This is a genomic window from Streptomyces sp. NPDC006624 (assembly GCF_040611555.1).
In the GTDB taxonomy this organism is placed as follows: domain Bacteria; phylum Actinomycetota; class Actinomycetes; order Streptomycetales; family Streptomycetaceae; genus Streptomyces.
Map to the genome: position 1 here is coordinate 19922 of NZ_JBEXOM010000028.1, position 25892 is coordinate 45813.

22 protein-coding genes are annotated in these 25892 nt (G+C 73.2%); 16 read left to right on the forward strand and 6 right to left on the reverse strand.

Annotation, left to right across the window (positions count from 1 at the left end; all coding sequences use genetic code 11):
• Window positions 1-11 precede the first annotated feature (11 nt).
• Window positions 12-587 carry a DNA starvation/stationary phase protection protein gene (locus ABZY20_RS33525; protein ID WP_356446687.1) on the reverse strand — a complete coding sequence of 192 codons (576 nt, stop codon included), beginning with the start codon at window positions 585-587 and terminating at the stop codon, window positions 12-14.
• Between the two features lie 270 nt (window positions 588-857).
• Between ABZY20_RS33525 and ABZY20_RS33530 the strand changes: the two genes are divergently transcribed.
• A complete protein-coding gene (locus ABZY20_RS33530; protein WP_356446689.1) occupies window positions 858-2033 on the forward strand; it encodes a spore photoproduct lyase family protein in 1176 nt (391 codons plus the stop codon).
• 323 nt (window positions 2034-2356) lie between these two features.
• Complete coding sequence (locus ABZY20_RS33535; protein ID WP_356446691.1) at window positions 2357-3586, forward strand: serine hydrolase domain-containing protein; 1230 nt, start codon at window positions 2357-2359, stop codon at window positions 3584-3586.
• A gap of 197 nt (window positions 3587-3783) precedes the next feature.
• On the opposite strand, the gene ABZY20_RS33540 is transcribed toward ABZY20_RS33535, so the two are convergent.
• On the reverse strand, window positions 3784-4275 hold the full coding sequence (locus ABZY20_RS33540; RefSeq protein ID WP_356446692.1) for a MarR family transcriptional regulator: 492 nt from the start codon (window positions 4273-4275) through the stop codon (window positions 3784-3786).
• Window positions 4276-4423: 148 nt separating this feature from the next.
• Between ABZY20_RS33540 and ABZY20_RS33545 the strand changes: the two genes are divergently transcribed.
• The 6 genes from ABZY20_RS33545 (at window position 4424) to ABZY20_RS33570 (ending at window position 11096) form a co-directional block, all read left to right on the forward strand.
• Entirely contained in the window at window positions 4424-5590 is a 1167-nt protein-coding gene (locus ABZY20_RS33545; RefSeq protein ID WP_356446694.1) for a PP2C family protein-serine/threonine phosphatase, read from the forward strand.
• 147 nt (window positions 5591-5737) lie between these two features.
• Window positions 5738-6628, forward strand: a complete 891-nt coding sequence (locus ABZY20_RS33550) for an STAS domain-containing protein (protein ID WP_356446696.1) — start codon at window positions 5738-5740, stop codon at window positions 6626-6628.
• Window positions 6625-7023 carry an STAS domain-containing protein gene (locus ABZY20_RS33555; RefSeq protein ID WP_356446697.1) on the forward strand — a complete coding sequence of 133 codons (399 nt, stop codon included), beginning with the start codon at window positions 6625-6627 and terminating at the stop codon, window positions 7021-7023. The genes ABZY20_RS33550 and ABZY20_RS33555 overlap by 4 nt, the downstream gene beginning before the upstream one ends.
• Window positions 7020-7469: an anti-sigma regulatory factor gene (locus tag ABZY20_RS33560; RefSeq protein WP_356446699.1), complete on the forward strand. Its 450-nt coding sequence runs from the start codon at window positions 7020-7022 to the stop codon at window positions 7467-7469. The genes ABZY20_RS33555 and ABZY20_RS33560 overlap by 4 nt, the downstream gene beginning before the upstream one ends.
• Before the next feature lie 544 nt (window positions 7470-8013).
• Window positions 8014-9759, forward strand: coding sequence for a PP2C family protein-serine/threonine phosphatase (locus ABZY20_RS33565; RefSeq protein ID WP_356446700.1), 1746 nt, complete (start codon window positions 8014-8016; stop codon window positions 9757-9759).
• 116 nt (window positions 9760-9875) lie between these two features.
• Entirely contained in the window at window positions 9876-11096 is a 1221-nt protein-coding gene (locus tag ABZY20_RS33570; protein WP_356446702.1) for a PP2C family protein-serine/threonine phosphatase, read from the forward strand.
• Window positions 11097-11103: 7 nt separating this feature from the next.
• On the opposite strand, the gene ABZY20_RS33575 is transcribed toward ABZY20_RS33570, so the two are convergent.
• On the reverse strand, window positions 11104-11607 hold the full coding sequence (locus tag ABZY20_RS33575) for a MarR family transcriptional regulator (RefSeq protein ID WP_356446704.1): 504 nt from the start codon (window positions 11605-11607) through the stop codon (window positions 11104-11106).
• 379 nt (window positions 11608-11986) lie between these two features.
• Between ABZY20_RS33575 and ABZY20_RS33580 the strand changes: the two genes are divergently transcribed.
• From ABZY20_RS33580 to ABZY20_RS33610, 7 genes are all read left to right on the forward strand, one after another.
• Window positions 11987-13138, forward strand: a complete 1152-nt coding sequence (locus ABZY20_RS33580; protein ID WP_356446706.1) for a S1 family peptidase — start codon at window positions 11987-11989, stop codon at window positions 13136-13138.
• Window positions 13139-13426: 288 nt separating this feature from the next.
• Window positions 13427-14941, forward strand: a complete 1515-nt coding sequence (locus ABZY20_RS33585; RefSeq protein WP_356446707.1) for a glycoside hydrolase family 43 protein — start codon at window positions 13427-13429, stop codon at window positions 14939-14941.
• Between the two features lie 108 nt (window positions 14942-15049).
• Window positions 15050-15214, forward strand: a complete 165-nt coding sequence (rpmG, locus tag ABZY20_RS33590; RefSeq protein WP_356446709.1) for a 50S ribosomal protein L33 — start codon at window positions 15050-15052, stop codon at window positions 15212-15214.
• Between the two features lie 50 nt (window positions 15215-15264).
• Entirely contained in the window at window positions 15265-15528 is a 264-nt protein-coding gene (locus ABZY20_RS33595) for a type B 50S ribosomal protein L31 (RefSeq protein ID WP_356446711.1), read from the forward strand.
• Window positions 15529-15565: 37 nt separating this feature from the next.
• Window positions 15566-15688, forward strand: a complete 123-nt coding sequence (gene ykgO, locus ABZY20_RS33600) for a type B 50S ribosomal protein L36 (RefSeq protein WP_356446713.1) — start codon at window positions 15566-15568, stop codon at window positions 15686-15688.
• 254 nt (window positions 15689-15942) lie between these two features.
• On the forward strand, window positions 15943-17004 hold the full coding sequence (locus tag ABZY20_RS33605) for a hypothetical protein (protein WP_356446714.1): 1062 nt from the start codon (window positions 15943-15945) through the stop codon (window positions 17002-17004).
• 201 nt (window positions 17005-17205) lie between these two features.
• Window positions 17206-19638: a beta-galactosidase gene (locus ABZY20_RS33610; RefSeq protein WP_356446716.1), complete on the forward strand. Its 2433-nt coding sequence runs from the start codon at window positions 17206-17208 to the stop codon at window positions 19636-19638.
• A gap of 37 nt (window positions 19639-19675) precedes the next feature.
• Here ABZY20_RS33610 and ABZY20_RS33615 read toward each other — a convergent pair whose 3' ends face one another.
• The 3 genes from ABZY20_RS33615 to ABZY20_RS33625 form a co-directional block, all read right to left on the reverse strand.
• The gene (locus tag ABZY20_RS33615) at window positions 19676-22414 is read right to left on the reverse strand and encodes a SpoIIE family protein phosphatase (protein WP_356446773.1); all 2739 of its coding nucleotides are present in this window, start codon (window positions 22412-22414) and stop codon (window positions 19676-19678) included.
• Window positions 22415-22927: 513 nt separating this feature from the next.
• The gene (locus ABZY20_RS33620; protein WP_356446718.1) at window positions 22928-23095 is read right to left on the reverse strand and encodes a hypothetical protein; all 168 of its coding nucleotides are present in this window, start codon (window positions 23093-23095) and stop codon (window positions 22928-22930) included.
• Between the two features lie 109 nt (window positions 23096-23204).
• A complete protein-coding gene (locus ABZY20_RS33625) occupies window positions 23205-24521 on the reverse strand; it encodes a phytase (protein ID WP_356446720.1) in 1317 nt (438 codons plus the stop codon).
• A 252-nt stretch (window positions 24522-24773) separates the two neighbouring features.
• Between ABZY20_RS33625 and ABZY20_RS33630 the strand changes: the two genes are divergently transcribed.
• Window positions 24774-25814: a vWA domain-containing protein gene (locus ABZY20_RS33630; protein ID WP_356446722.1), complete on the forward strand. Its 1041-nt coding sequence runs from the start codon at window positions 24774-24776 to the stop codon at window positions 25812-25814.
• The last annotated feature ends 78 nt before the right edge of the window (window positions 25815-25892 follow it).

The window sequence follows — 25892 nt, forward strand, 5'->3', positions numbered from 1 at the left end:
CGGCGCGCCGATCAGGGCTGCCGGCGGGCCTGCTCGGCGGCCTGGTCCGCCGCCGCCTGTTCCGTTCTGGCGTCGGCGGTGCTCAGGCGGCCGCCGCTGCTCTCCAGGTGGGCGCGGACGAACCACTGGAACAGCTCCAGCCCGCGCAGCTGCTCGATGAGCATGTCCTGCGTGACGGGGTCGGAGGTCTCGGTCGCCTCCATGGCCTCGCGGTGGTCTTCGATGAGCCGGGTGTAGACGACGTCCAGGGCGCCCAGGTGCTCGATGGCTTCGGCCCTGCCGATGGAGTAGTCGTCCCAGGTGCGGTCGGCGACCAGCGCTCCGGGCGTGCCCTGCGGCACACCGCCGAGCGTGGAGATGCGCTCAGCGAGGTCGTCGGTCATGGACCTCACCTGCTCGACCTGCGGGTCGAGCATCTCGTGGACCGCGATGAAGTGCGGGCCGACGACGTTCCAGTGGATGTGCTTGAGGGTCAGGTGCAGGTCGTTCAGCGAATGCAGCCGCCGCTGGAGCAGCTCGATGATGTCGGAGCTGTCCTGGGCGGACATGCCCGGGACGGTGTACTGGAGTGAGGGCTCAGAGGCCACGGCCGTACCTTTCTCCTGACGGCGGGAAAGACGTCTTCCCTGCCAGGCAACCACCGCGACTGCCCGCCTGCCCGTCCAGGGGAGCCGTACGGATACCCCCCGCCCCCGTGAGGATCGCCAGGCCGCGGACGCTCCCGGCGGTCCCCTCGCGGGCTGCCGCGCACCGCCCGGCGCGCGAGGACGCGGAGGTGATGCCCGGCCCGTAAGGTTGAGGGGCCGGGAGGCCCCAGGGCCCCCCGTCCTCGCGCACCGACCCGTACGGGAGCACCCATGCACCACCCGTCCGGCAGCCCGGACGACGACTCCGGCGCGCTGTTCGGGCTCGGCGCCCTGACGCCCGGACCCGCCGCGACCGACTCGCATCCCTCCTTCCGCATGTCCGACGCGGCGCGCCGGCTGCTGCCCGTGCGGGAGATCCACGCCGAGCCCGCGGCCGCCTCGTCGCCGCGCGGGAGGCAGATCAGCGCCCGGTTCCCCGACGCGCGGGTGACCACGGTGGAGTCCCACTGGCGCATCCCGGGGCTGCACGGCAACGAGGGCAACATCGAGCGCTGGGTGCGCATCAAGGGCGAGACGCTGGTGCTGGGCGAGAAGAAGACCCTCACCACGCGCCCCAACGGCCGGTCGGCGGACTGGATCGCCCCCGGCGCCTCCAACGGCTGCGCCATGGCCTGCGCCTACTGCTACGTGCCGCGGCGCAAGGGGTACGCCAACCCCATCACCGTCTTCACCAACATCGACCGGATCATCGCCCACATCGCCCGGCACGTGGCGCGGCAGGGACCCAAGCCCGAGCCGAACCAGTGCGACCCCGAGGCGTGGGTGTACGACATCGGCGAGAACGGCGACTGCTCGGTGGACGCGCTGATCTGCGACAACACCGCGGATCTGGTCCACGCCTTCCGGCAGTGGCCGACCGCGAAGGCGTCCTTCGCCACCAAGTTCGTCAACCCCGACCTGCTGGCTCTCGATCCGCGGGGCCGCACCCGCGTCCGCTTCTCGCTGATGCCGCCGGACGACGCCCGGCTGCTCGACGTGCGCACCTCGCCCGTCCCGGAGCGGATCAGCGCCGCGGCGGACTTCCTGGACGCGGGGTACGAGGTCCACTTCAACCTCTCCCCCGTGGTCGTCCGCCCCGGCTGGCAGGACGCCTGGGCCGAGCTGCTCCTCCACCTCGACGACGTCCTGCCGCAACGGGTGAAGCGGCAGGCCGCCGCCGAGGTGATCATGCTCACCCACAACCAGGAGCTGCACGAGGTCAACCTCGGCTGGCATCCCCGGGCCGAGGAGGTCCTGTGGCGGCCGGAGCTCCAGCAGGCCAAGCGCTCCGAGAACGGCGCCCTGAACCTTCGCTACCGCAACGACGTCAAGGGTGAGGCGGTGCGGAGCCTGCGCGCCCTGATCGAACGTCATGCGCCGTGGCTGCGGGTGCGTTACGCCTTCTGAGCGGGGGCGGGCAGTTCCCGTGCCGCTTCGGCGTGAACCCCGCGCGGGGCGGCCGCGCTGCCGGCTCCGGCGGTCACCGTGGCCGTCCGCCGGACCACGGCGGACTGCGGCGGACTGCGGCGGACGGCGGCGGACGGCGGCGGCCGTGTCCAGGTCGGGAGCGGGGCCGGGAACCAGGGCTCGGGGCTCGGCCGTGGACGGCTTGGCCGCGTTCGTCGCAGGCGCCGGGTCGGCCGGACAGCGCAAGCGCGCGAGCGCGTGCGCCGGGTCCCGGCCGATGCTGGGGATGCCCCTGCCCGCCCGCCGAGCCTCCCGGGACCCTCATGCCACTCACGCCCCTCCCCCGTCCGCGGACCCGCAGCCGCACCGGCGCCCGTCCTCGCTCCCGTCTCCGTCTGACCCTCGTCGCCCTGGCCGGCGCCTGCTGTCTCGGAGGGCTGCTTCCCGCCCCGGCGGCGGGCGCCGCCGCCGGGGGCTCCGGAGGCGAGGGCGGACGCGCCCTCCAGCGGCAGCTCGAGCAGCTGGTCAGCACACCGGGCGGACCCCCGGGGGTGATCGTCGTCCTGCAGAAGGGCGGCGCCCCGCGGGTCCTGCGCGCCGGTGTGGCCGACCTGGAGACCGGCCGCCCGATCGAGCCCACCGACCACATGCGGATCGCCAGTACGGCGAAGGCCTTCAGCGGCGCCGTGGCGCTGCGGCTGGTGCAGCAGGGCGCGCTCGGTCTCGACAGCACCATCGGGCGCACCCTGCCCCAACTGCCGCGCGCGTGGCGGTCGGTCACCCTGCGGCAGCTGCTGAACCACACCAGCGGGCTGCCCGACTACAGCGAGGACCCGGAGTTCGTGGAGCTGCTGCAGGCGGACCCGCGCCGCACCTTCGACCCGCGCCGGCTTCTGGACTTCGTCGCCGACGAACCGCTGCGTTTCCGCCCGGGCTCGCGGTACCGGTACTCCAACTCCGACAACATCGCCGTCGCCCTGATGGCGGAGGCCGTGACCCGCAGGCCGTACGAGGAACTCCTGAGGAGGATCGTCTACCGGCCGCTGGACCTGCGCCGCACCAGCCTTCCCCTGGGCTACGAGATGCCGGAACCGTACATGCGCGGCTACGCCGTCGAACCGCCCGCGCCGCCGGAGGACGTCAGTGAGGTGCTCAGCGCGTCGGGTGTGTGGGCCTCGGGCGGGATCGTCTCCACGCCGCGTGACATGACGCGCTTCATCCGCGGCTACGCCTCCGGGAGCCTGACGTCGAAGGCCGTGCTGCGCGAGCAGCGCCGCTGGATCGAAGGGGCGTCGGAACCGGCGGGGCCGGGCCGCAACAGGGCGGGGCTCGGCATCTTCCGCTACGACACGCGCTGCGGCGCGGTGCTCGGCCACACCGGGAACTTCCCCGGCTACACCCAGCTGATCGCCGCCACCCCCGACGGCCGCAAGTCCCTCACCGTCTCCCTGACCACCCAGGTGAACAAGGCCCTCACCCCCGGTCTCCTGGAAAGGCTCCGGGCCGTCGAGGAGAACGCGGTCTGCGCCCTGCTCGGCGGGCACCGCCACTGAGAGTGCCCTGGGGCAGGTCGAACGGATCCGATCCGGACACTTGCCGTTTGACAACTATAGCCGTGAGGCAACAAAGTAAGCCTGTCGAATGCGCGCGGGGAAGGATCCGAATGTTCCGGTGGGTGGGCCCGGGTCGCTCCGTGCGCTGCTTCCCGGCCGCCGGCGGTGCCGCCGGGCGAGGCGCCGGCGAGAGCGGGTCAGGCGGTCCGGCTTCCGGAGCCGGACGGCCTGACGTCGTCGCGTATCTGCGCGTCCACGGCGTCGCAGAACGCTTCCAGCCCTTCCCGCAGCGCGGCCCGCTTGGCGGCGGGCATCTGCTCGAGAACGGCCTGCAGCGTCCTCTCCCGGCGCGCGCGCAGATCGGCCAGGAACGCCCTGCCCCGGCTGCTGAGGTGCAGACGCACCTCGCGCCTGTCGGCCGGGCTCTCCGCGCGCTCGACGAAACCGGCGGCCTGCAGCCGGTCGCACAGCCGGCTGGTCGAGGGTGGGGTTGAGGCGAGGAGGTCGGCGAGGGTGCGCAGATTGATGCCCCGCTCGTGCTCGAGGACGAGCAGGACGCGCAACTGGGAGGCGGACACCGGAGCCGTCGTGGCCCGTCCCCAGAGGACTTCCAGCAACTCCGCGGCCGTCGAGGTCACACGAGCGACCTCGTACGGCTCAGGGCGGGGGCTGAAGGCAGTCACCATCACACTCTCGCAGGTAGTGGGATGCCCGCCAGAGTACTAGGCACGCGGCGCGGTCAAAGATGAAACGGGCAGCCGGAGCAGTCCCTTGACCGGTTCAGCCGCCTGTGCGAGGAAGGCGAGTATTCGGCGAAGGAATGGTGTATCTCCCATCGTGAACAGATTCGTGACCACTGAACGCGCACTGCGGACGGCGGCGCCCCATCGGTTGCTCGAGGCGGTCCGCGACGTGCTCGCCGAGCAGTACGCGGCGGATTCCGTCGAGCTCTTCATGGCCGACTACGGCCTGACGGTGCTGCAGCCGGTGTCGGTGCTGCCGCACACACTGGAGCCCGTCGCGGTGCACGACAGCCCGGCGGGCCGAGCCTTCGGCGCCCAGGAGCCGTTCATCGAGAGCGCCGGCGGCGGTCTGTCACGCGTCCATCTGCCGGTCACGGTGCGCGGCGACCGCCTGGGCGTGCTGACGGTGACCCTGCCGGGCGGGGAACACCTGCGCGGCTGCCTCGCGGAGCTGGCGGAGGTCGCCCAGGTGCTCGGGCACGAGGTGATGGTGGCCGAGCGGGACACCGACCTGTACCTGCAGGCCCGCCGCAAGGACCGGCTCACCCTGGCCGCCGAGATGCAGTGGCAGCTGCTGCCGGGCCGCTCCTGCGCCCGCGCGGAGTTCGAGCTGGGCGCCCAGCTCGAACCGGCGTACGCGATCTTCGGCGACAACTTCGACTGGTCCGCCTCGGCCGACCGTCTCATGCTGTACGTCACCAACGGCATGGGCGAGGGCATAGAGGCCTCCCTGCTGACCAACCTGGCGATCAACGCCCTGCGCAACGCGCGCCGGGCCGGCCTGGCCATCGACGACCAGGCCGCCCTGGCCGACCAGGCGGTGTACGCCCACTACCGGGGCCGCTGCTACCTGTCGGTGCTGATGTTCGACTTCGAGCTCAGCACGGGGCGCGCCTGGGTGGTGGACGCCGGCTCCCCGCAGCTGCTGCGGCTGCGGGAGGGCGCGGTGGAGCACATCGCCTTCGAAGCGCAGCTGCCGCTCGGCATGTTCGAGGAGACCGACTACGTCGCCCAGGAGTTCGCCGTCGAGCCCGGCGACCGGCTGGTCTTCGTCAGCGACGGGGTCTACGGGGCCGCCTCACCCGGTGGCGAGACGTACGGGGAGGCCGCTCTGGTCCGGGCGATCATGTCGACCCGCCTGCTGCCCGCGGCCGAGGTGCCGCGGGCCGTGCTGCGCGAGCTGAGCGGCCACCGCGGCAAGCCCGTCGCGGACGACGACGCCCTCGTGGTGTGCCTGGACTGGCGCGGCCGCGGGTTGTGAGCGCAGTCACCAGGGGGCGGGGCAGGAAGGGGCCGCCGCGTGTTGTTTGCACCGTCGTGCCGCAGCTAATGTTTGTCACATGGCAACAAAGTGCCGACTGTCCGCCACCGAGTGGCCGGCCAGGTCCGTACGAAAGGACAATGCTGAGTGGGACAGGACGCGGCCGCTGACACGGCAGCACGACTGGTGGGGGCCTTCCTGGAGCGCCGACGGGAGCAGATCGCCCAGCGCTGGGCGGACGCCCCGCTGTTCCGCACGGTGTTCACCGTCTCGCGGGACGAGGCCGTCGAGGCGTCCAAGGCCGTGGTGGACGCGCTGTCCGCCGTCGCCGCCACGGGCCGCCCCGAGGATGTCGAGGCACCCGGCTTCCAGACGGTGCGTGACCAGTTGAGCCGTATGGCCGCCTCCCGCGGGCGCAGCGGGTTCACCCCCGGTCAGATCGCCGGCGAGGTCGCGGGACTGCGCGAGTCGGTCACCGAACTGCTGCGCGGCGACTTCGAGGATCCGGCCGGCGCCGACGCGAAGGACGGTGTGCTGTCTCTGGCCCTGCTCATGGGCACGCTGCGTCTCGTGGTGATGGAGACGACGCTGAGCGCGGGCGAGGAACTCATCGCCCGGCAGCGGCAGCAGCTGATGGAGGTGGCCACCCCGGTGATCAAGCTGTGGGACGGCATCGTCGCCGTCCCCTTGATCGGCACGCTGGACAGCGCGCGCAGCCAGGTGGTCATGGAGAGCCTGCTGGACGCGGTGGTCAGCCAGCAGGCCCGGTACGCCATCCTCGACATCACCGGCGTGCCCACGGTCGACTCGCTGGTCGCCCAGCACCTGATGAAGACGGTGGCCGCGGCGCGGCTGATGGGCGCCGAGTGCATCGTCTCCGGCATCCGGCCCGCCATCGCCCAGACCATCGTCCACCTCGGCATCGACCTGGGAACGGTCGTCACCCGCGCCGGACTGGCCGATGCCCTGTCCTACGCGCTGGCCCGCCAGGGCATCGAAGTGGGCGCACGAGCCGGTACCGGCGCGGGCCGCTCGTGAACACACCGCCCTTCAGCGGCCCGACCCCCGTGCCGGTCCTGGCGCTGGGCGACGTCCTCCTGGTCACGCTGCAGGGCGAACTGGACGACGGCACCGCGGAGCAGCTGCAGCAGGACATCAGCCACCGCATCGCGCGGGAGAACGCCTCCGGTGTGGTGATCGACCTCTCCGGTGTGGACGTCATCGACTCGTTCCTGGGGCGGGTCCTCGCCGAGATCGCCTCGCAGGCACACCTGCTGTCCACGCGGACGGTGGTGGCCGGGATGCGGCCGGCCGTGGCGATCACGCTCGCCGAGCTGGGGCTCGCCCTGCCCGGCCTGGACACCGCCCTCAGCACCGCACACGCCATGGACCTGCTCGCCTCCCCTCGCAGCCCCCTCCAGGAGGGCACATGACGCAGGCCCCTCCGGGCACCGCCACGATCAGCCTGCCCATCGCCTCGGACACCGACCTCGCCTGGGTCCGGCAGCGGGTGCGGCAGGCGGCGGCGGAGCTCGGGTTCGGCCTGGTGCAGCAGACCAAGATCGTCACCGCGGCGAGCGAACTGGCCCGCAACACCCTCGTCCACGGCGGAGGAGGCCATGTGGAGATCACCACGGTGCCCGCCGGGCCACAGCCGGGGTTGCGGCTGACCTTCGTGGACACCGGCCCCGGCATACGCGACGTCGAGCAGGCGATGACCGAGGGATTCACCACCGGGGGCGGCCTGGGGCTGGGGCTGTGCGGGGCCAAGCGGCTGGTCGACGACTTCACCGTCGACAGCCGGCCCGGCGAGGGCACCACGGTCAGCATCGCCGCGTGGGCGTCCGGTATTCCGTCCCCCCGTGACGGCACGGGATGAGCGCCCTGCGGGGCGTCCCCTGCTGCGGCTCGGCCCGGGGGCGGGCTGAGCGCACGGCGGCCGGGACGGTCTCGTTCCGGGCCGGACGCGTCCCCCGCGGCATGGGCCTCGCCACCGCGCGGGGCACCGGAGCTGCGGACGGCCTGCCACGGCGCGCGGACGGCCGACCGTCCGTGATCCGTTCCGCCGACCACCCGCCCGGCGGCCTCGCGCGGGCCCTCGGTCCGCCTCGAGCGCTCGCGTCCACGCTCTCCGCAGTGCCGCCGCGCACCCGCAGACGACGGGAGGGCACCCGTGCGGCCTCGCCCACTCGCCTCCCGGCCGGGGTCGGGGTGACCGTTCCGGCCCGGGCCTCGGAGGGCAGCCGTGTCAGGCGGGGTGCCGCGAGCGCGGCAGCGTGCACGGCGGTGCACAGCGGGCGGTCGCGGGTCGCCGGCCGCGACGCCGTGGGTGCTACGCGACCGCCCGTGGGCGATGTCCGGCAGTCGTGTGTCTCCCACCCGCACGCCGTCGGCGCCGTGCCCGAACAAGGACACCGCCGCCCATGACCGGCATCTGCGACCCCTGGAAGATCGGCTCGGTCTCCGACGCTGCCCGGGCCCGGACGGCGGTCGCCCGGCTGCTGGCCGCCGCCGACGTGCCCCTGGTCGCACGGGCCCGCTTCCTGACCGACCTCACGGCGCACCTGCGCGCGGGCCTGGAGGGGAGCGGCGGCTGCGAGTTGCTCGTCACCACCCGGCCGGGCACCGCCGAGGCACCCGGACACGTCACCACCGCCGTACGCCTGGCCGGGCCCGCGCCGCGGGACGGCCCGGCCTGGTCGCGGACCCTCGCCTGCTTCCCTCCCGTCCCGGCTCCGGGCGGCGGTGCGGACGGCGGGGACGACGGGGAACTCGCCGAGGTGCTGCTCGCGGCGGACGAGGACACCGCAGCGGTACTGAGCAGGATGGACGAGCAGGAGGAGCTGGTCCGCTTCCACCGCAGCGAGATGCACCAGACCAATCAGGGCGTGCTGGCCCTGCACGCCGAACTGGAAGCGGCCGCGCTCCTGCAGCGCCGGTTGCTCGCCGCCGAACGGGCCGCCCGCAACGAGGCGGAGAACGCCCGGCAGTTGCTGATGTTCCTGGCCGACGCCAGCGCCGCCGTGACGGCCTCCCTCGACCATCGGGACATCCTGCGCCGCCTGCCCGAGCTCCTGGTCCCCCGGTACGCCGGCGAGGTCGGCGTACGGCTTCTCGAGGACGGCGAGAGCTCCGGCGCCGACCCTCTCCCGGCCGCCGCGGTCGCCGCCGTCCGCAGCGGACGCCCCCAGCACGCCGCGGCGCACCCCGGCGGCCTGCCCGGCGTCGACGACCTGCCGGCTTCCTCACCGGCACCGGCACCACCGCTGCTGTGCATCCCCCTGACCGCCCGCCGCGTCATCGGCGTGCTCACGCTGCGCGCTCCCGGTGACCGTTTCGCGCCCGACACATGCGTGATGCTGGTCGAGCTGGCCCGGCGGGTCGGCATCGCCCTCGACAACGCGCTGCGCTACGAGCAGCACCGGGACACCGCCGAAGCCCTGCAGCGCGCCCAGCTCACGGACCTGCCCACCGTCCCGGGGCTGCGCCTGGCCGCCCGCTACCTGCCCGCCACCCACGGCCTCAACATCGGCGGGGACTGGTACGACGCCTTCGAGCAGCCCGACGGCAGTCTGCTCGCCGTCATCGGCGACGTCACCGGGCACGGCCTGCGCGCCGCCGTGCTGATGGGGCAGCTGCGCACCGTCCTGCGGGCCTACGCCGCCGAGGAGGACGGCCCCGGCGCCATCCTCACCCGCCTGCACCGCCTGCTGCGCCACCAGCAGCCCGATCTGTACGCCACGGCCGCCATCGTCCGCTTCCGGCCGGGCGAGCCCGCCGTCACCTGGGCGTCCGCCGGGCACCCGCCGCCCGTCGTGCGCACCCCCGACGGCGCGGTGCGCGTCCTGGACACGAAACCGGGCATCATGCTCGGCGTTCCCCTGCTGCCCTACGCCTACCGGGAGCACACGCTCGACCTGGCGCCCGGATCCACCGTCGCGCTGTACACCGACGGCCTGGTCGAGCGGCGTGCCCTGGGCATCGACACGGGCATCGGCCGTCTCGCCCGGGAGCTGTCCGCGCTGGACCCGCGGCACCTGGACCCGGACCTGGAGGTGGCGGCCGAAGCGCTGCTCGAGCCCATGCTGCGCGACTCCGCGGGGGACGACGACGTCTGTCTGCTGCTGTGCCGCACCGCCGCCTCGCCGCCACGGCCGGTCCTCCCGTGAGACCGGGGCCGCGTACCGCCCCTCGCCTTGCGATCGGGGTGAATCGCTCAGTCGTTCCCCCCGCCCCGTCGCGGCGGCGGTGCCCGCGATAGCGTGAAGGCCCCGAGGGGGAGAGGGTGGATGTCGTGAATGCCTCCGAGCCGGTGCGATCCGTGGAGAGCGAACTGCGCGCAGCCCCGCCCCACGCGCTGGAAGCCACCGCACGCCGCCTGCTGACCGAGCGTTTCGCGGCACGGGAGATGACGCTGCTGCTGGCCGACTACGGGCTGAGCGTCCTGCAGGCGGTCCATCACCTGCCCCACACCGACGACCCCGTCCCCGCCGACGACGGTCCGGCCGGGCGGGCCTTCGTCACCCAGACCCCGGTCGTGGAACTCACCGGGGACCCGGCGTCCACCACCCTCGTCCACCTGCCGATCACCGTGCGCGGCGACCGGCTGGGCGTGCTCTCCGTCCGTCTCCCCGCCGGCGCCGCCGATACCGCCGCGGTGCTCCGGCTCGCCGAGTTCGCCACCGCGCTGGGCCACGAGGTCGTCACCGCCGGCCGCGACACCGACCTGTACCTGCAGGCCCGCCGCACCCGCCGCCTCACCCTCGCCGCCGAGATGCAGTGGCAGCTGCTGCCGGGACGCGGCTGCGCCCGCCAGGAGTACGTCATCGGGGCGCACTTGGAGCCCGCCTACGCCATCGGCGGCGACAACTTCGACTGGTCGACGAGCGCCGATCACCTCACGGTCACCGTCACCGACGGCATGGGGCAGGGCATCGGGGCCTCCCTGCTGACCAACCTCACCGTCGGCGCGCTGCGCAACGCCCGCCGCGCCGGCATCGGCCTGGCCGGCCAGGCCTGCCTCGCGGACCAGGCCCTCTACGCCCAGTACGGCGGAAAGGCCTACGCCTCGACGCTGCTGCTGGACTTCGACCTGGACACCGGCACCGTGCGGGCCGTGGACGCCGGCTCGCCCCAGCTGTACCGGCAGCGCGGAGCGGCGGTCGAGCGGATCGAGCTGGAGGCGCAGTTCCCCCTCGGCATGTTCGAGGAGACCGTGTACGAGGAGCAGACCTTCCGGGTCGAACCCGGCGACCGGCTGATCGCCGTCGGCTCCGGGGTGCACGGCACCGTCTCCGCGGACGGAGACCTCTTCGGCCGGCGTGCCCTGCGGCAGACGCTGAGCGCCACCAGCTCGATGCCGCCCCACGAGGCCGCGCGGGCCGTGGTCAAGGCGGTGATCGAGCACTTCGGCAGCACGGACCTCACCACCGACGCAGCTGTCGTGTGCCTGGACTGGACGGGCCGCGAGGCGTCCACGGGACGTGACGATCCGCACGGGGTGTGACGGTCCGCTATCCGCGGTTCGTGCCCCCGGGGTGCGGCCGTGGCGTCTCCTGAGCGGCGCCGAAGGCCTGCATCCCGAGGCTCAACGCGGCTCGCGCGGCGGGGTCCATGGCCTCCAGCACGGCGACGAGCAGCCGCCTGCGCCGCTCGGCCACGTCGGTGAGGACGTGCAGACCGTGCGTGGTCAGGCTCAGCTGCACCTCACGGCGCCTGGACGGGTGCAGCACCCGCTCCAGCAGACCGGCCGCCTCGAGCCGGTCGCACAGTCTGCTGGCGGTGGGCAGCCCGACGTTCAGCCGTTCCGCCAGGGCGGTGAGGTTCACACCCGGCGCCGACTGCAGGGCGCGCAGGGCACGCAGTTGCGGCGCGGACGGCCTCAGGGTCGCCTCCTGCGCGGCCCGTGACCACAGACTCGTCAGGCTCTCCGCGGCATCAGCGATCTCCCGGGCGACGGCCTCCGGGCAGTCGCCCGGTCCCCTCGCCCGGTCGCCGGGGCCGTTGGAATGGGTCACGACCTTGCCACTTTCGTCAAGCACGGGATGCGGATATCGCGCTCATCCAGACGCCAGTACCCGAAGAGCGGCCATGCAAGCAGCCGCTCTGCAGTGCGAATGCGAACGATCGGTGCCGAGAGCGGCGCGCCGGCGGCACGGCGCCCGTCCCCATGGCTCCGGCGCGGCCGTCGGCACGGACGAACCGCCCTTTCCGCGCCTGCCGTTGCGGCCGAACCCGGCCGGGTCACGCGCCGTCCTCTCCGGCCTGCGAACGCGGCCGATACCGGTATAGACCTTTACATGATCAGAAGCTAGGCTCCGTCTCGCACCGACAGAGAGCGCTCTCAAGCACGGCTGTTCCACCCCCACCCTGCTGGAACAACGAAGGGTCATTCCCTTGAGACGCACCAAGCCCCTGAGCACCGCCCTGTCCGTACTCCTCCTGCTGGGCACCTGGGCGGCCGCGAGCGCCCTGCCGGCCTCCGCGGCGGACACTCCCCCGCGCTCCACCGAACAACCGGCCTCCCCCGGACTCCTCTCCGCCATGCAGCGCGACCTCGGGCTGACCCGTGACGAGGCCGCAGCGCGTCTGGCCGCGGAGAAGACCGCGACGGCCGTCGAACGCGAGGCGCGCAAGGCCGCAGGACCGGCCTACGGCGGCTCCTGGTTCGACGCCGGCAGCGGTGAACTCACCGTCGCCGTCACACGCGCCGCCGACGCCGACGCCGTCCGGGCGACCGGAGCGACCGTGCGTCTGGTGCGGCACAGCGCCCGCCACCTCGACACGGCGAAGAAGAACATCGACGCACTGTCCGCGCCCGCCGGGGTCGGCAGCTGGCACGTGGACCCGAAGGCCAACAAGGTCGTCGTGAACGTCGTCGCCGGGCAGCGCGGCGACAACGATGTCCAGGCCTTCCTCGCCCGCGCCCGTCAGGCCGGTCCCGTGGCGGTGCGGGAGACCCCGGCCGCGCCGCGCACCTTCGCGGCCGGAACCGTGGGCGGCGACCCGTACTACACCGGCAACGTCCGCTGCTCCATAGGCTTCTCCGTGCACGGCGGCTTCGTCACGGCCGGGCACTGCGGCTCGCCGAGCGCGGCGGTGTACGGCTGGGACCGGTCCTACATCGGCAACTTCCAGGGGTCGTCGTTCCCCGGCAACGACTACGCCTGGGTGAACGTGGGCAGCGGCTGGTGGACCGTACCGGTGGTGCTCGGCTGGGGCACGGTTCCCGACCGGCTCGTCCGCGGGTCCGCCGAAGCGCCCGTGGGTGCCTCGGTCTGCCGCTCGGGCTCCACCACGCACTGGCACTGCGGCACCGTGCTGGCGAAGAACGAGACGGTGAACTACAGCCAGGGCGCCGTGTACCAGATGACCAAGACGAGCGTCTGCGCCGAGCCCGGTGACTCCGGGGGCTCCTTCATCAGCGGCGACCAGGCCCAGGGCGTCACGTCCGGCGGCTGGGGCAACTGCGGCAGCGGCGGCGAGACCTGGCACCAGCCCGTCAACGAGATCCTCAACCGGTACGGGCTGACCCTGCACACCGCCTGACCTCTCCCGAGCACGACCGAGCGGGCCCTGTCGACGCAGTCTCCGGCGGGGCCCGCTCGGACGTCCGTGCGCCGATCCCGGGGGCGGGTGCCCGGAGTCTGTATGACGCTGTCGAAGCGCATCGACGGCTCTTTCTCCCAGCACTGCTCTTGATTCTGCTCGATACCAGCCATTACGTTCCACTGACTGGTGAAGCGCTTCGACGAGTCCTGAGAAGTGAAGGGCCGGCAGTGCGACGACCGCCGACAGCCCGACCTGCCCGACCTGCCCGACGAAAGGACACAACGGGTGTCCCACCCGCTCGACGCGAAGAACACCTTCGCCAACCCCGTGATCCCCGGGTTCCACCCCGACCCCAGCGTGTGCCGCGTCGGTGACGACTACTACCTCGCGTGCTCCAGTTTCGAGTACTTCCCCGGCGTCCCCCTCTTCCACAGCCGCGACCTGGTGCACTGGACGCAGATCGGCAACGTGCTGGACCGGCCGAGTCAGCTCGTCCTGCCCACGGCCACGCCGTCCTCCGGCGGGATCTACGCCCCGACCCTGCGCCACCACGACGGCCGTTTCTGGCTGATCGTCACCAATGTGGGCGAGGGCGGCGGCAACCTGCTCGTCACCGCCACCGACCCCGCCGGGCCCTGGTCCGAGCCCGTCCGGCTGCCGGGCGTGCCGGGCATCGACCCGGACCTCGCGTGGGACGAGGACGGCACCTGCTGGTGCACGTTCGCGGGCGTCGGGCAGGTCCGCATCGACCCGCACACCGGCGAGACGTTCGGTCCCCCGCGGGAGCTGTGGTCCGGCACGGCGAACGCCAAGGCTCCGGAGGCACCGCACCTGTACCGGGTCGGCGACCACTGGTACCTCCTCATCGCCGAGGGCGGCACCGAACGCGGCCACGGCGTCTCGGTCGCCCGCAGCCGTACGCCCTCCGGTCCGTTCGAGCCGTGCCCCGCCAACCCGATCCTCACCCACCGCGGCACCGACCACCCCGTCCAGAACACCGGCCACGCGGACCTGGTGCAGGCACCCGACGGATCCTGGTGGATGGTGTTCCTCGGGGTGCGGCCGCGCGGCGGCACCCCGGGCTGGCACGTGCTCGGCCGTGAGACGTTCCTCGCCCCGGTGACGTGGGTGGACGGCTGGCCGGTCGTGGGCGAGGTGGGCCTTCGGCAGCCCGCTCCCCCGTGGCCGCTGTCCCCGCCTCCCGCCGAGGACCCCCGGGACGACTTCGACCTCGGCACGCTGCGGCCGCACTGGGTGTCCCTGCGCGACCGTCCCGCGCAGTGCGTCACCACGGAGGAGCGTCCCGGCTGGCTCACGCTCCGCGCGCGGGGCGGTTCGCCGGACGACCCGGACGTCACGTTCGTCGGCCGGCGCCAGCAGCATCCGCTGTGCCGGGCGCGCACGCTGATCGACCCCGCGCAGGGGTGCGGCGGCCTGACCGTCCTCCTCGACGACAGGCACCACTACGACATCGAGACGGACGGCGGCGAGGTCCGCGTCGTGGCACGTGCCGGCTCGCTGCGCACCGTCGTGGCACGCCGCCCCGTTCCGGCCGGACCGCTGGTCCTCGCGGCCCGGATCAGCGACCCGGCGCCGCCGCACGACGCGCGTACCGGCCCCGACGCCGTGTCCCTGGGCGTGGAGGAGCCCGACGGCACGTTCGCGGTGCTGGCGACGCTCGAAGGCCGCTACCTGTCGACGGAGGTGGCGGGCGGCTTCACCGGCCGTGTCATCGGCATGTACGCCGCGTCCGGCACGGTGCGCTTCGACTGGTTCGACTACCAGCCGACCGGGGGCTGAGCCGCGCGCCCCGGGGCCGCCGGGAATGCGGGGGCGGTGGCGGGCGTTGTGCGGGATGTCTGACATGCCCGAGTCAATCAGCTCGGGTGCACGTTGAAAGGGGCACTCATGGCACGCAGCACCGCGCGGCCCGTCGTCAGGCTGAGGTCCACGGCCGGGACCGGCGTCACGTACGTGACCCGCAAGAACCGTTCGAACGACCCCGACCGGCTGGTCCTGCGCAAGTACGACCCGAAGGCCGGCGCGCACGTCCTCTTCCGCGAGGAACGCTGACCCCCTGCCCCCGCCGCCCGGCGGCGGGGGCCCCAGGAAGGAACATCGCCATGAGGCATGGCATCCACCCCGTCTCCCGCCCTGTCGTCTTCCGCGACCGTGCGGCGGGGTTCGAGCTGCTCGTCCCCTCCACCGTCGGCGCACGGCAGACGGTGCGGTGGAAGGACGGCCGTACGTACCCGGTCGTCGACGTGGAGATCTCGTCGGCGAGCCACCCGTTCTACACCGGCACCTCCCGCGTCGTGGACACCACGGGACGCGTGCAGCGCTTCGAGCGGCGCTACGGAGGTACCGCCGCCCAGGCCCGTCACTGACGGCGGTGCCGGTTCGATTCCGCGGAAGGAGACGGCGATGAAGGTGCGCAAGTCCCTGCGCTCGCTGAAGAACAAGCCCGGCGCGCAGGTGGTGCGCCGGCGGGGCGTGACCTTCGTGATCAACAAGAAGGACCCGCGCTACAAGGCCCGTCAGGGCTGACGGCCGGCGCTCCGGCACACGGGCGGCCCGGCACCGGGACACGGTGCCGGGCCGCTTCGCGTTCCGGCGGGTTCGGCCGCCGCGCCACCGCTTACCAGGCCGGCCGGTCGCGCGGGACGAAAGAGGCCGAACCGCGCCGGGCGCGCCGGCCGCGGTCCATGCTGCTGCCCTCTGCCAGCGACAAGGGTCCGGGGGGGAACGTGCAGGCGATTCTGGCGGCATGCGTACTTCTGGTGTGTCTGAGCACGCCACTCATGGGAGGGACACAGCAACCGCGGCTGAGGTCGACGCGGCGGACACCCGAGTACACGGCGGGGGCGCCCCTGGCGGTGGGGATCGGGTCCTGGGCGATGTGGGTGCTGATGTTCCCGGTTCTGCGCGTCGGGTTCGGCGGCACCGAGGACAGGGACACCTGGATCTGCGGGGGGCTGCTCGTGCTGTGCGTGCTGGTCGCCCGGCCGATGGTCCGGACGGTGGCGCCCGAGCGGCTCAAGGGCAAGCGGCTGCTGGTCGCGGCACGCGCGGTGGGTCTCTGCGGTGTCGTCGGCGCCGTCATGGCCTCGCTGGACGCGGAGGTCACCGAGCACCCCGTGGCGGGGTGGACCGTGATCTACGCGACGACCGCGGCCGTACTGGGGCTGCTGCGGATCGCGGACCACGGCTACTTCCCGCTGGTCCTGCTGGGGACGGCACTGTGGAAGGGGCTGCTGGCCGGCGTGACCGGCTACTGGATCCACGACACCGGCGGCACCCTCCTCCCCGGCCCGTCCGACTCCTCCGCCGGGACGCTGCTGCTCGCCGTGCTGTGGTGGTCGCTGGCGGGGCTGTCGGCCGGCTGCGCGGTGGCCGCGGCTCCCCGTCTGGTGCGCTGGCTGAGGACCGGTCCGCCGCCCGGCACCGCGCCTCCCGGGGTGACCTCCTGGCCCCCGGCCGCCGGAGAGGTGTGGACGGCCGAGATCACCCACGAGGACGACACCTACAAGGAGCGTCCGGTGGTGGTGCTGGAACGCACCCCTGACTTCGTCCGCGCGCTCCGCGTCACCAGCGTCGACAAGTCCGAACGGCCGCGCGGCTACCTGAAAGTCCGCCCGGAGGAATGGAAGGGCGTCCTGACCAAGGGCGGCTGGCTGGGCCTGGAGATCACGCACGTCCCGTACTGCGACTTCCTGTGGCGGCGCGGGGAGTGCCCGGACCGTGTGTGGGACGAGCTGTGCGGCAAGGCCGACGTGAGGGAGCGTCCCGCGAAGGCGGGACCGGCACCGGGGTTCCTTCCGGCACCGGCTGCGGTCGGCGATGAACGCTCACGTCGGCCGTGACTCGCGCACGGTCCACGCCCCCACCGGCCCCCGGCGGCAACGGACTTGGACGAGGGAGAAGGCCTGACCGCCCGGTGCGGCGCGGCCCGGCGCACCGCGGCGGGTGCGGCGAAAGGCGTCCGCAGAGAACTCGTTGACAGGGGTGGGAGCCGCCCTGACGATGAACCGACTTCACAGCCCGTCGCGCAGGAGCCGCTTGTCATGCTGACGTTGCACGCCCAGGATCCGCCCGCCCCTCTCGCGGGGCACCTCGGCTTGGGCAGCCGTGCGGGCACCCCGCTCCCGGTGACGGCCGACAGCCGCACCCTCCGCCGGGGTGCCCGGGCCTGGCTTCCGGTGATGGGAGAGTTCCACTTCAGCCGCTGTCCGGCGGCCGAGTGGCGTGAGGAACTGCTGAAGATCCGTGCCGGCGGGGTCGGTCTGGTCGCCACCTACCTGTTCTGGAACCAGCACGAGGAGGAGCGCGGCACCCTGCGCTTCGACGGCGACCTGGAGATCAGGCGCTTCGTCGAGCTGTGCGGTGAGCTGGGGCTCTACGTCGCCGTGAGGATCGGGCCGTGGTCGCACGGCGAATGCCGCAACGGCGGCTTCCCCGACTGGCTGGCCCGCACCGGCTGCACTCCGCGCTCCGACGACCCGGCCTATCTGGCGCTCGTCGAGCGGTACTTCCGGGGCATCGGCCGTCAACTGCGCGGACTGGGCCACGACGACGGCGGCCCGGTCGTCGCCGTACAGATCGAGAACGAGCTCCACGACCAGCCGCGGCACCTGCGCACCCTGCGGGCGACGGCCGAACGGGCCGGTGTCCGGGCGCCGTTGTGGACGGCGACCGCGTGGGGCGGCGCCGAGATCCCCGCGGACGTGCTGCTGCCGCTGTACGGCGGCTACCCGGAGGCGTTCTGGGAGGACGCCCACGAGGGCTGGGCGCGCGAGATGCGGCGGCACTACTTCTTCACCGCGATCCGCGACGACCACGCGATCGGCGCGGACCTGCGCTCCTCGGCCCCGGCCGGCACCGGGCCGGACGACCGCCGCTTCCCCTACGCGACCTGCGAGCTGGGCGGCGGCATGGCGATCGCCTACCACCGGCGCCCTCTCGTGCCCGCCGCCGACGTCTCCTCGCTCGCCCTGACCAAGCTCGGCAGCGGCTCGGTGTGGCAGGGCTACTACCTGTTCCACGGCTCCTCCCAGCGCCTCGGCCAGGCGCTGCCCAACCAGGAGTCGCACGACAGCGGCTACCCCAACGACCTCCCGGCCGTGACCTACGACTTCCAGGCGCCGCTCGGCGAGTACGGCCAGGTGCGGCCCTCCTTCCACGCCCTGCGCCTGCAGCACCTGCTGATCCGGGACAGCGGGGAGCGGCTGGCGGAGATGCCGCTGCACCTGCCCGACGAGCAGCCGGCCGGGCTCGACGACCGCACCACGCTGCGCTGGTCGGTGCGCGCGCGGGGCGGCAGTGGCTTCCTGTTCGTCAACAACCACCAGCCGCACGAGACGCTGCCCGGCCACGACGGTGTGCGCTTCCGCGTGCACCTGGCCGGGCGGACGGTCGCCCTGCCGGCCCAGGAGGTCACCGTGCCGTCCGGAGCGCACTTCGTGTGGCCGATCGGCTACGACGTCGGCCGGGGGGTGCGGCTGGAGTGGGCGAGCGCGCAGCCGGTGACCCGGCTGGAACTCGACGGGACGCCGGTGGCGGTGTTCGCGGCCACCGCCGGCATCACCGCGCAGTTCGCCCTGCCGGCCGGCTGCGAGGCGTCCGGACCGGTGCGTACGGACGCGCAGGGCGAGGGGCGGGCCGTGGTGAGCGTGCCGGAGCCCGGCACGGGGGCCTGGGTGACGGTGACCGGCCCGCAGGGACCGGTACGCCTGCTGGTGCTGTCGGAGGAGCAGGCGCTGCGGGCCCAGCTGGTGACCGTCGGCGCTGCGGAGCGGCTGGTCCTGTGCGAGGAGCCGGTGCTGGCCGACGGCGGCGAGCTGCGGATCCACACCGCGCGGGACGAGGTGCGCCTGGCGGTGCTCATGCCCTCCGGCGAAGCGTCCGTCCGGGGCCTGCTGGACGGTCCTGGCCTGTCCGGCCCGCGTGCGCGGGGCTGCTTCACCGAGTGGACGATCGTGAACGACGGGGCCGCGGCACCGCTCCCGCGGGTCGAGTGCGTCCGCGCCGAAGCCGTCGTCCCGCCGTCACGGACCGGCGGTTCCCGGAACCGGGCGTCCGCGCCGCGCGACGCCGACTTCGACGGTGCGGCCGTCTACCGGGTCACCGTCCCGCCGTCGGCGTTCGGCACCGACGGGGAAGTGCTGCTGCGGGTGTCGTACACGGGTGACGTGGCACGGGCCTATGTCGACGGGCGGCTGGTGGCCGACCACTTCTGGTACGGGCCCGCGTGGGAGGTGGGGCTGCGCCGCCGCGCGGGCGCGGTGGCCGGGCGCGGGATCGAGCTCCGGGTCCTGCCGCTGCCCCCGGACAGCCAGGTGTACGTCGACGCCTCGGTGCGCGAGCGGCTGGAGGCCGCCCGGGGGCGCGCCGCGGTGGAAGGTGTCGAGCTCGTCCGGGTCCGGCGCCTCCGCATCCGCCTGAACCCGCGGCACGGCCGGCTCCCCGACGGGCTCACCGCCGGAGCGGCCACGGGCTGACCCGCTTGCCGAGGCTCGTCCCACGGCCCGCCCGGGCTCACGCGGACGCCAGTGGCTGTTCCGTCCAGATGACCTTCCCCCGGGGTGTGTACCGGGTGCCCCAGCGCTGGACGAGCTGGGCGACCAGGAACAGCCCGCGGCCGCCCTCGTCGGTGTCCGCCGCCCGGCGCGGGTGCGGAGAGGTGCTGCTGCCGTCGGAGACCTCGCAGATCAGCGCGCGGTCGCGCAGCAGGCGCAGCGAGATGGGGCCGCTGCCGTGGCGGAGCGCGTTGGTCAGCAGTTCGCTCACCGTCAGCTCGGTGGCGAACTGCAGCTCGTCGAGGCCCCACCGGGTGAGCTGCGCGGTGACCTCCGCGCGGACCCGCGAGACCTCGGCGGGGTCGGCGGCCAGCTCCCAGGTGGCGACGTGGTCGTCGTCCAGCGCCCGGGTACGGGCGACGAGGAGCGCGACGTCGTCGGCGGGGTGGTCCGGAAGCCGGGGCAGCAGGGAGTCCAGCCGGTGGCAGGTGTGCTCGGGTGTGCCCCGGGCGCCGGCCAGGACGCCGCGCAGCCTGTCCATGCCGAGGCCGACGTCCCGCCGGCCGAGGTGTTCGATCAGGCCGTCGGTGTAGAGGACGAGCTGACTGCCCTCGGGGATCTCCAGTTCCGCGGTTTCGAAGGGGTGGCCGCTCACGCCCAGCGGCGGGCCTCCGGGCAGGTCCGGGAACTCCACGCTCCCGTCGGGCCCGACCAGCGCGGGCGGAGGATGACCGGCCCGGGCGACGGTGCAGCGCCGTGCGACCGGGTCGTAGACGGCGTAGAGGCAGCTCGCGCCGACGATCTCCTCGGCGCCGGTGTCCGCCTGTTCCTGGTCGGCGTCGAGCCGGGCGACGAGGTCGTCGAGGTGGGCGAGGACCTCCTCGGCGGCGAGGTCGAGGGCGGAGAAGTTGTGGACCGCGGTGCGCAGCCTGCCCATGGTGGCGGCCGCGTGCAGCCCGTGGCCGACCACGTCCCCGACCACCAGCGCCACCCGCGCGCCGGACAACGGGATCACGTCGAACCAGTCGCCGCCGACCCCGGACCGCGCCGGCAGGTAGCGGTGCGCCGCCTCGACCGCGTGCTGTGCGGGCAGTCCGCGCGGCAGCAGACTGCGCTGCAGCGCCAGCGCCACGGTGTGCTCGCGGGTGAAGCGCCGGGCGTTGTCGATGCTCAGGGCGGCACGGCCGACCAGTTCCTCGGCGAGCAGCAGGTCGTCCTCCGAGAACGGCTCCTGGCGCTCGGAGCGGTAGAAGCTGACCACGCCCAGCAGGGAGCCCCGGGCCCGCATCGGCACCGCGATGAGCGAGTGGGCATCGGCCTCCAGGACGGGGCTCTCGCTCGTCAGGCACCTCGCCTGGGGGGTGGACGGCCCGTAGCCGATCCGGTCGCCGGCCGCGCACAGCGGGGAGTCCTCGCGCACCCCGGTGAGGGCGACGCGGCGCAGGTCACCGTCGACCCGGACCGGTTCCTCACCGGCCAGCATGGCCTCCGGCACGTCGACGGCCGTGAAGTCGGCGAACCTGGGGACGACGACCTCGGTCAGCTCCTCGGCGGTCCGGACCACGTCGAGGGTGGTGCCGACGCACGCGGAGGCGTCGTGCAGCAGGCCGAGGCGCTGCCGGGCCTGCAGGGCCAGCGTGCCGATGAGCGGTTCACCGACGGCGACCAGCCAGGGCTCGAAGGAATCGTCGCCCGGTTCGGTGTCCGGCGCGGCCGCGGGCTGCGACGTGGGCGGCGGGGGGCGCGTCGGGCCGGTCCGGGCCGCTGCCCGCCGCGGTGGCGCGGGCGTCTCACCACCCGGCGCGGGCCGCGGGGTGAGGACCGCCGCCGTGCCGCTCCCCTCCGTCAGTACGGCGATGCGCTGCCGCACCCCGGAGGGCAGGGCCGCCTCGACGGCGATTCCGTTGACGCCGGTCGGCGTCGTGATCGGCCGGCTGCGCAGGATGGCCGTGCGTCCGTGGGCCAGCCGGAGCTCCACGAGGCCGGTGTGCCCCGAGGAGATCAGCTCGGTGGCGCGCTCCTCGATGAGGAGCCGGTCGTGCCGGTCGAGCAGCTCGTCGAGCGCCGTGCCCGCGCCGCCCTGTCCCCCGTCCGCCACGGGACGGGCCGCCCGGAACGCCTGGAGCAGGTCACGCTCGCGGACCGAGGCCTGTGCCAGCAGCCGCTGCTCGACGGCGTGGGCCGCATCGAGGGTCATGGTGAGCATGGCGGGATCGGCGTTGACCCGCATGCTGGTCAGGTCGAGCGCGCCGACGACGTGTCCGCTCAGCGGGTCGCGCACCGGCGCCCCCGCGCACGCGAGGTCGACCCAGTGGTCGCCGTAGTGCTCACGGCCGCAGATGAAGACGGGCCTGCGTGTCACCAGGGCGGTGCCGATGCCGTTGGTCCCGAGCACGCACTCGGGGACGCTGAAACCCGGTGCGAGCTGCATCGCGTCGAGCCGCCGGTCCAGTGCGGGCTCGCCGGCCCTCCGGTCGAGCAACCGGGCCCGTTCGTCGGCGAGGAACACGGCCGTCGGTGTGCCCGAGAGCCGGGTCTCGAGTGCCTCGAGCACCGGGCCGGCGGCTTCCGTCAGGTTCTGCGCGTCGTCCAGGTCCCCCAGGTAGGGAAGATCTCCCTTGTGCTTCTCGGCGAGACCCTGGGAGCGGCACCTGCGCCAGGAGGCCAGGATCGGTTCGCGGACAGGCAGCCCGACAGGCTCGCCCGCCTGCAGTTGGTCGTAAGCCCAGCCGAGGGTGACATCGTCGTCCCACTTCATCGACACGTGCGCACATCCTCAGCCGGTCCCTTGTACACCCCAGTCTCCACCCCAAATGGAGTAAAGCAAGACATTTACCCTTCTTTTCCTCCGGGGGCTCGTCCGGCGCCTGCGCCGCGGCGGCCGGAAAGTGCTCAGGCACTGGACTCCGCGCGATCAACGAGACGGGGGCCGGGCGATAAGGGGCTGCGCCGCGGGGAACGTCCGCCGGGGCCTGGGATGACGGCGCCTCAGCTCGTGAACCGGCGGCTGCCCAGGCGGACGCGGGGCGAGCCGCGCGCCGACGGCTCCTGCTTCGCCTGCATCCGTCCGCTTGCGGCGCGGGAACGGCGGATGACCGCGGGAGGCGCGGCCCTGAAGACCCTGTTCCTGGCCGTCGGCGGGCTGATGGTGGCCGTGGGTACGGCCGTCGGAGCGCGCTGTCGCGCGAAGAGGGTGAGGCGAGGCCGCACGACCGCGGCACGCCGCAGGCCCGGTGACGGAATGTCACCGGGCCTGCGGCGGGGGTGCGGTTCAGCGTCTGCGGGCCAGGCCGCCACCCACGCCGGCCACCTGCAGGGCCAGGCACATCAACCCCAGCAGCATGAGGTTCGTCGAAGAGAACACATCATTGGTGCCGATCTCCGCCGCGTTGATCAAGAACGCGATGAAGAACAACACAGCCGCGACTATGCCGAGCATGGAACGAGCTCCTCTCGAAGGGGGTGAAGCCCGTATGCCCCGCCTGCGCTTCCGCAGACACGGTTGATGCCCCGGACGGGCGCGGTCCGCCGCAAGGGAGGGAGCGGGCTCACAGGTCGGCGGCGTCCACCACGTCCGCCAGGTCGACGAACTTGAAGCCGGTCGCGGTCCGCGTACCGCCCTCGCCGTCGGGGACCCCGGGGGTCTCGTGGCCGTCCTGGACGACCAGCAGGCCCTTCGGGTAGCGGCTGCCCAGCGGGGCGTTGAGGACGGCGGCGCCGTCGCACTCCTGCGAACCGTCGAGGGTCGCCGAGGCCGCGCCGACGCGGAAGCCGCCCTCGTACTCGTTGTCCTCGCCCACCTCGCGGTCGTACAGCGCGAAGGTGTCGTCGCCCTGGCTGGAGGCCAGCAGATAGCCGTCTCCGTCCTTCTCCTGATACAGCGCCAGTCCTTCGACGTCGGCGGAGAGGTGGTCACCGCCGAAGCCGGGGTCGGCGCCCGCCGCGCATTCCTCGGTCTCCTCGTCGTAGACGCCGGGGACGCCGAACTCGCGTACCTTGTCGACCAGTTCCGGCTTCCCGGTGAGGTCGGCGCGGATCCGCCAGATGCCGATGTCCTCCTGTCCGGCGTAGAGCGTGCCGTCGGCGGGGTCGACCACCATGCCCTCGACCTGCGGGAGTTCGCCGGGCTCCGCGCAGGGGGACCAGGTCGTGCCGTCCGGGAGGCGGAAGGACGCGGGCAGGTCGAGGGTGCGGACCTTCCGGTAGGTGACGGTGCCGCTCGCGGTGGGCGTCAGCTCGACCAGCGCGAGGCGGGTCCGCTCCCGCTGGCTGACCAGGGCGTAGGTGCGGCCGGTGGCGGTGTCCTGCCAGGTGGCGAGGCCGTAGGCGGTGCGCTGCTCGTTGATCTCGGTCTGGCCGGTGGAGAACACCGGGGCGGCGGCCGGATCGGTGATGTCGGTCAGCGGGCTTGCGGGCTTCGACGCGTCGATGCGGTAGATCCGCAGCCGGTCGTTGCCGCGGTCGCTGACCACGGCGACGTCGGTCCGGCCGGTGGGGGTGCGCAGACCGGTGACGAGGTCGACGTTGTTGTAGCGGCCCGGGGCGTCGTCCTCGGCGGGCGGGCGGGGTGCGGGCAGCGACTGCACCAGGCGGGCGCCGAGGTCGTACACGCGCAGGCCGCCTTCCTTGGCGGTCGCGATGACGAGGCTGCGGCCCGGGTCGGCCGTGTTGCGCCAGATCGCCGGGTCGTCCGCGTCTGCGTTGCCGCCCGCCTCGTCGTCGTGGAGGGCGGGGGTCTCGGCGGCGGGCGTCACCGTCGGCAGGTCCGCGTCGTCGGCCCCGGCCGGGGCGGACGTCAGAAACGCCAGTACGGCGATGCCCAGGGCGAGGGCGGCGGTACGGCGCGGAGTGCGGTGCGTTCTCACAGGCACTTCCTTGATCGGCGGCGGGGACCTGCCCATGGTGCGGGGAGAACTTTGCGCCCAGGGGACCGCCGTCTGTACACGTGAGCACCGACGCGACGAAGGCAGGTCAACTTCCGTTCACCGCACGGCGGTAGGGGCCGCGCCCGTACCGGACGCACCGGTTCCCGCCCGCACCCCACGACCAAGATCGATTGTCAGTGGTGGGTGAGAGGGTGGAGACACCAAGCCGGGAACGAGGGGGGATTCTTTGTGATGTCCGGAACCCAGAATTACATCAACCACGTCGCTCTGGTGCTGGACGCCAGCTCGTCCATGTCACATCTGAGCCGCAAGGTCGTCGAGGTCGCCGACCAGCAGATCGCCTACCTCGCCCGCCGTTCGAGGGAGCTGGACCAGGAGACCCGCGTCACGGTGTACGTCTTCGCGGACGACGTGGAGTGCGTCATCTACGACAAGGACGTCCTGCGCATGCCGTCCCTGAAGCACCTGTACCGCGCGGGTGGCATGACGTCCCTGCTGGCGGCCGCGCTGAAGTCGCAGCGGGAGCTCGCGCAGACGGCCCAGCTGTACGGGGACCACAGCTTCCTGACCTTCGTGCTGACCGACGGCCAGGAGAACGCGAGCCACCGCTGCCAGGACGCTCCCAGCAGGGACCCGCGCGAACTGGTCCGGGCGGTCGCCCACATGATGGACACACAGCAGGACAACTGGACGCTGGCCGTCCTGGTGCCCGACCAGATGGGCAAGCGCGAGGCCATGCAGTGCGGCTTCCCCAAGGACAACATCGCCATATGGGACGCCACCAGCACGCAGGGCCTGGAGGAGGCCGGGCAGGTGATCCAGCAGGCCACCGAGAACTTCATGGTGGGCCGCAGCCAGGGCATCCGGGGATCGCGGGCGGTGTTCTCGACCGGTGCGGACGCGGTCAACAAGGACACCATCGAGGCGGCCGGCCTGACCCCGGTCGATCCGTCGAAGTACCAGCTGATCCCGGTGGCCCGCGACGCGGCGATCCGCGACTGGGTCATCGAGTGCGGGCACGCCTACCGCACCGGCGGCGCCTTCTACCAGCTGAGCAAGTCGGAGAAGATCCAGGCGCGGAAGCAGATCGCGGTGCTGGAGAAGAAGACGGACCGTGTGTACTCGGGCCCGGAAGCCCGGTCGCTGCTCGGCCTGCCGGACACGGAGGTCCGCGTCAAGCCGGACCACAACGACGACTTCACCATCTTCGTGCAGAGCACCAGCGTCAACCGCAAGCTCGTGCCGAACACCCGGCTGCTGCTGATGCTCTGAGGCGAGAGCGGTGACCAACCGGGCGGCCGTCCCGCGCTGACGCGACGGCCGCCCGGGACGGGCTCGGGACTTCCCCCC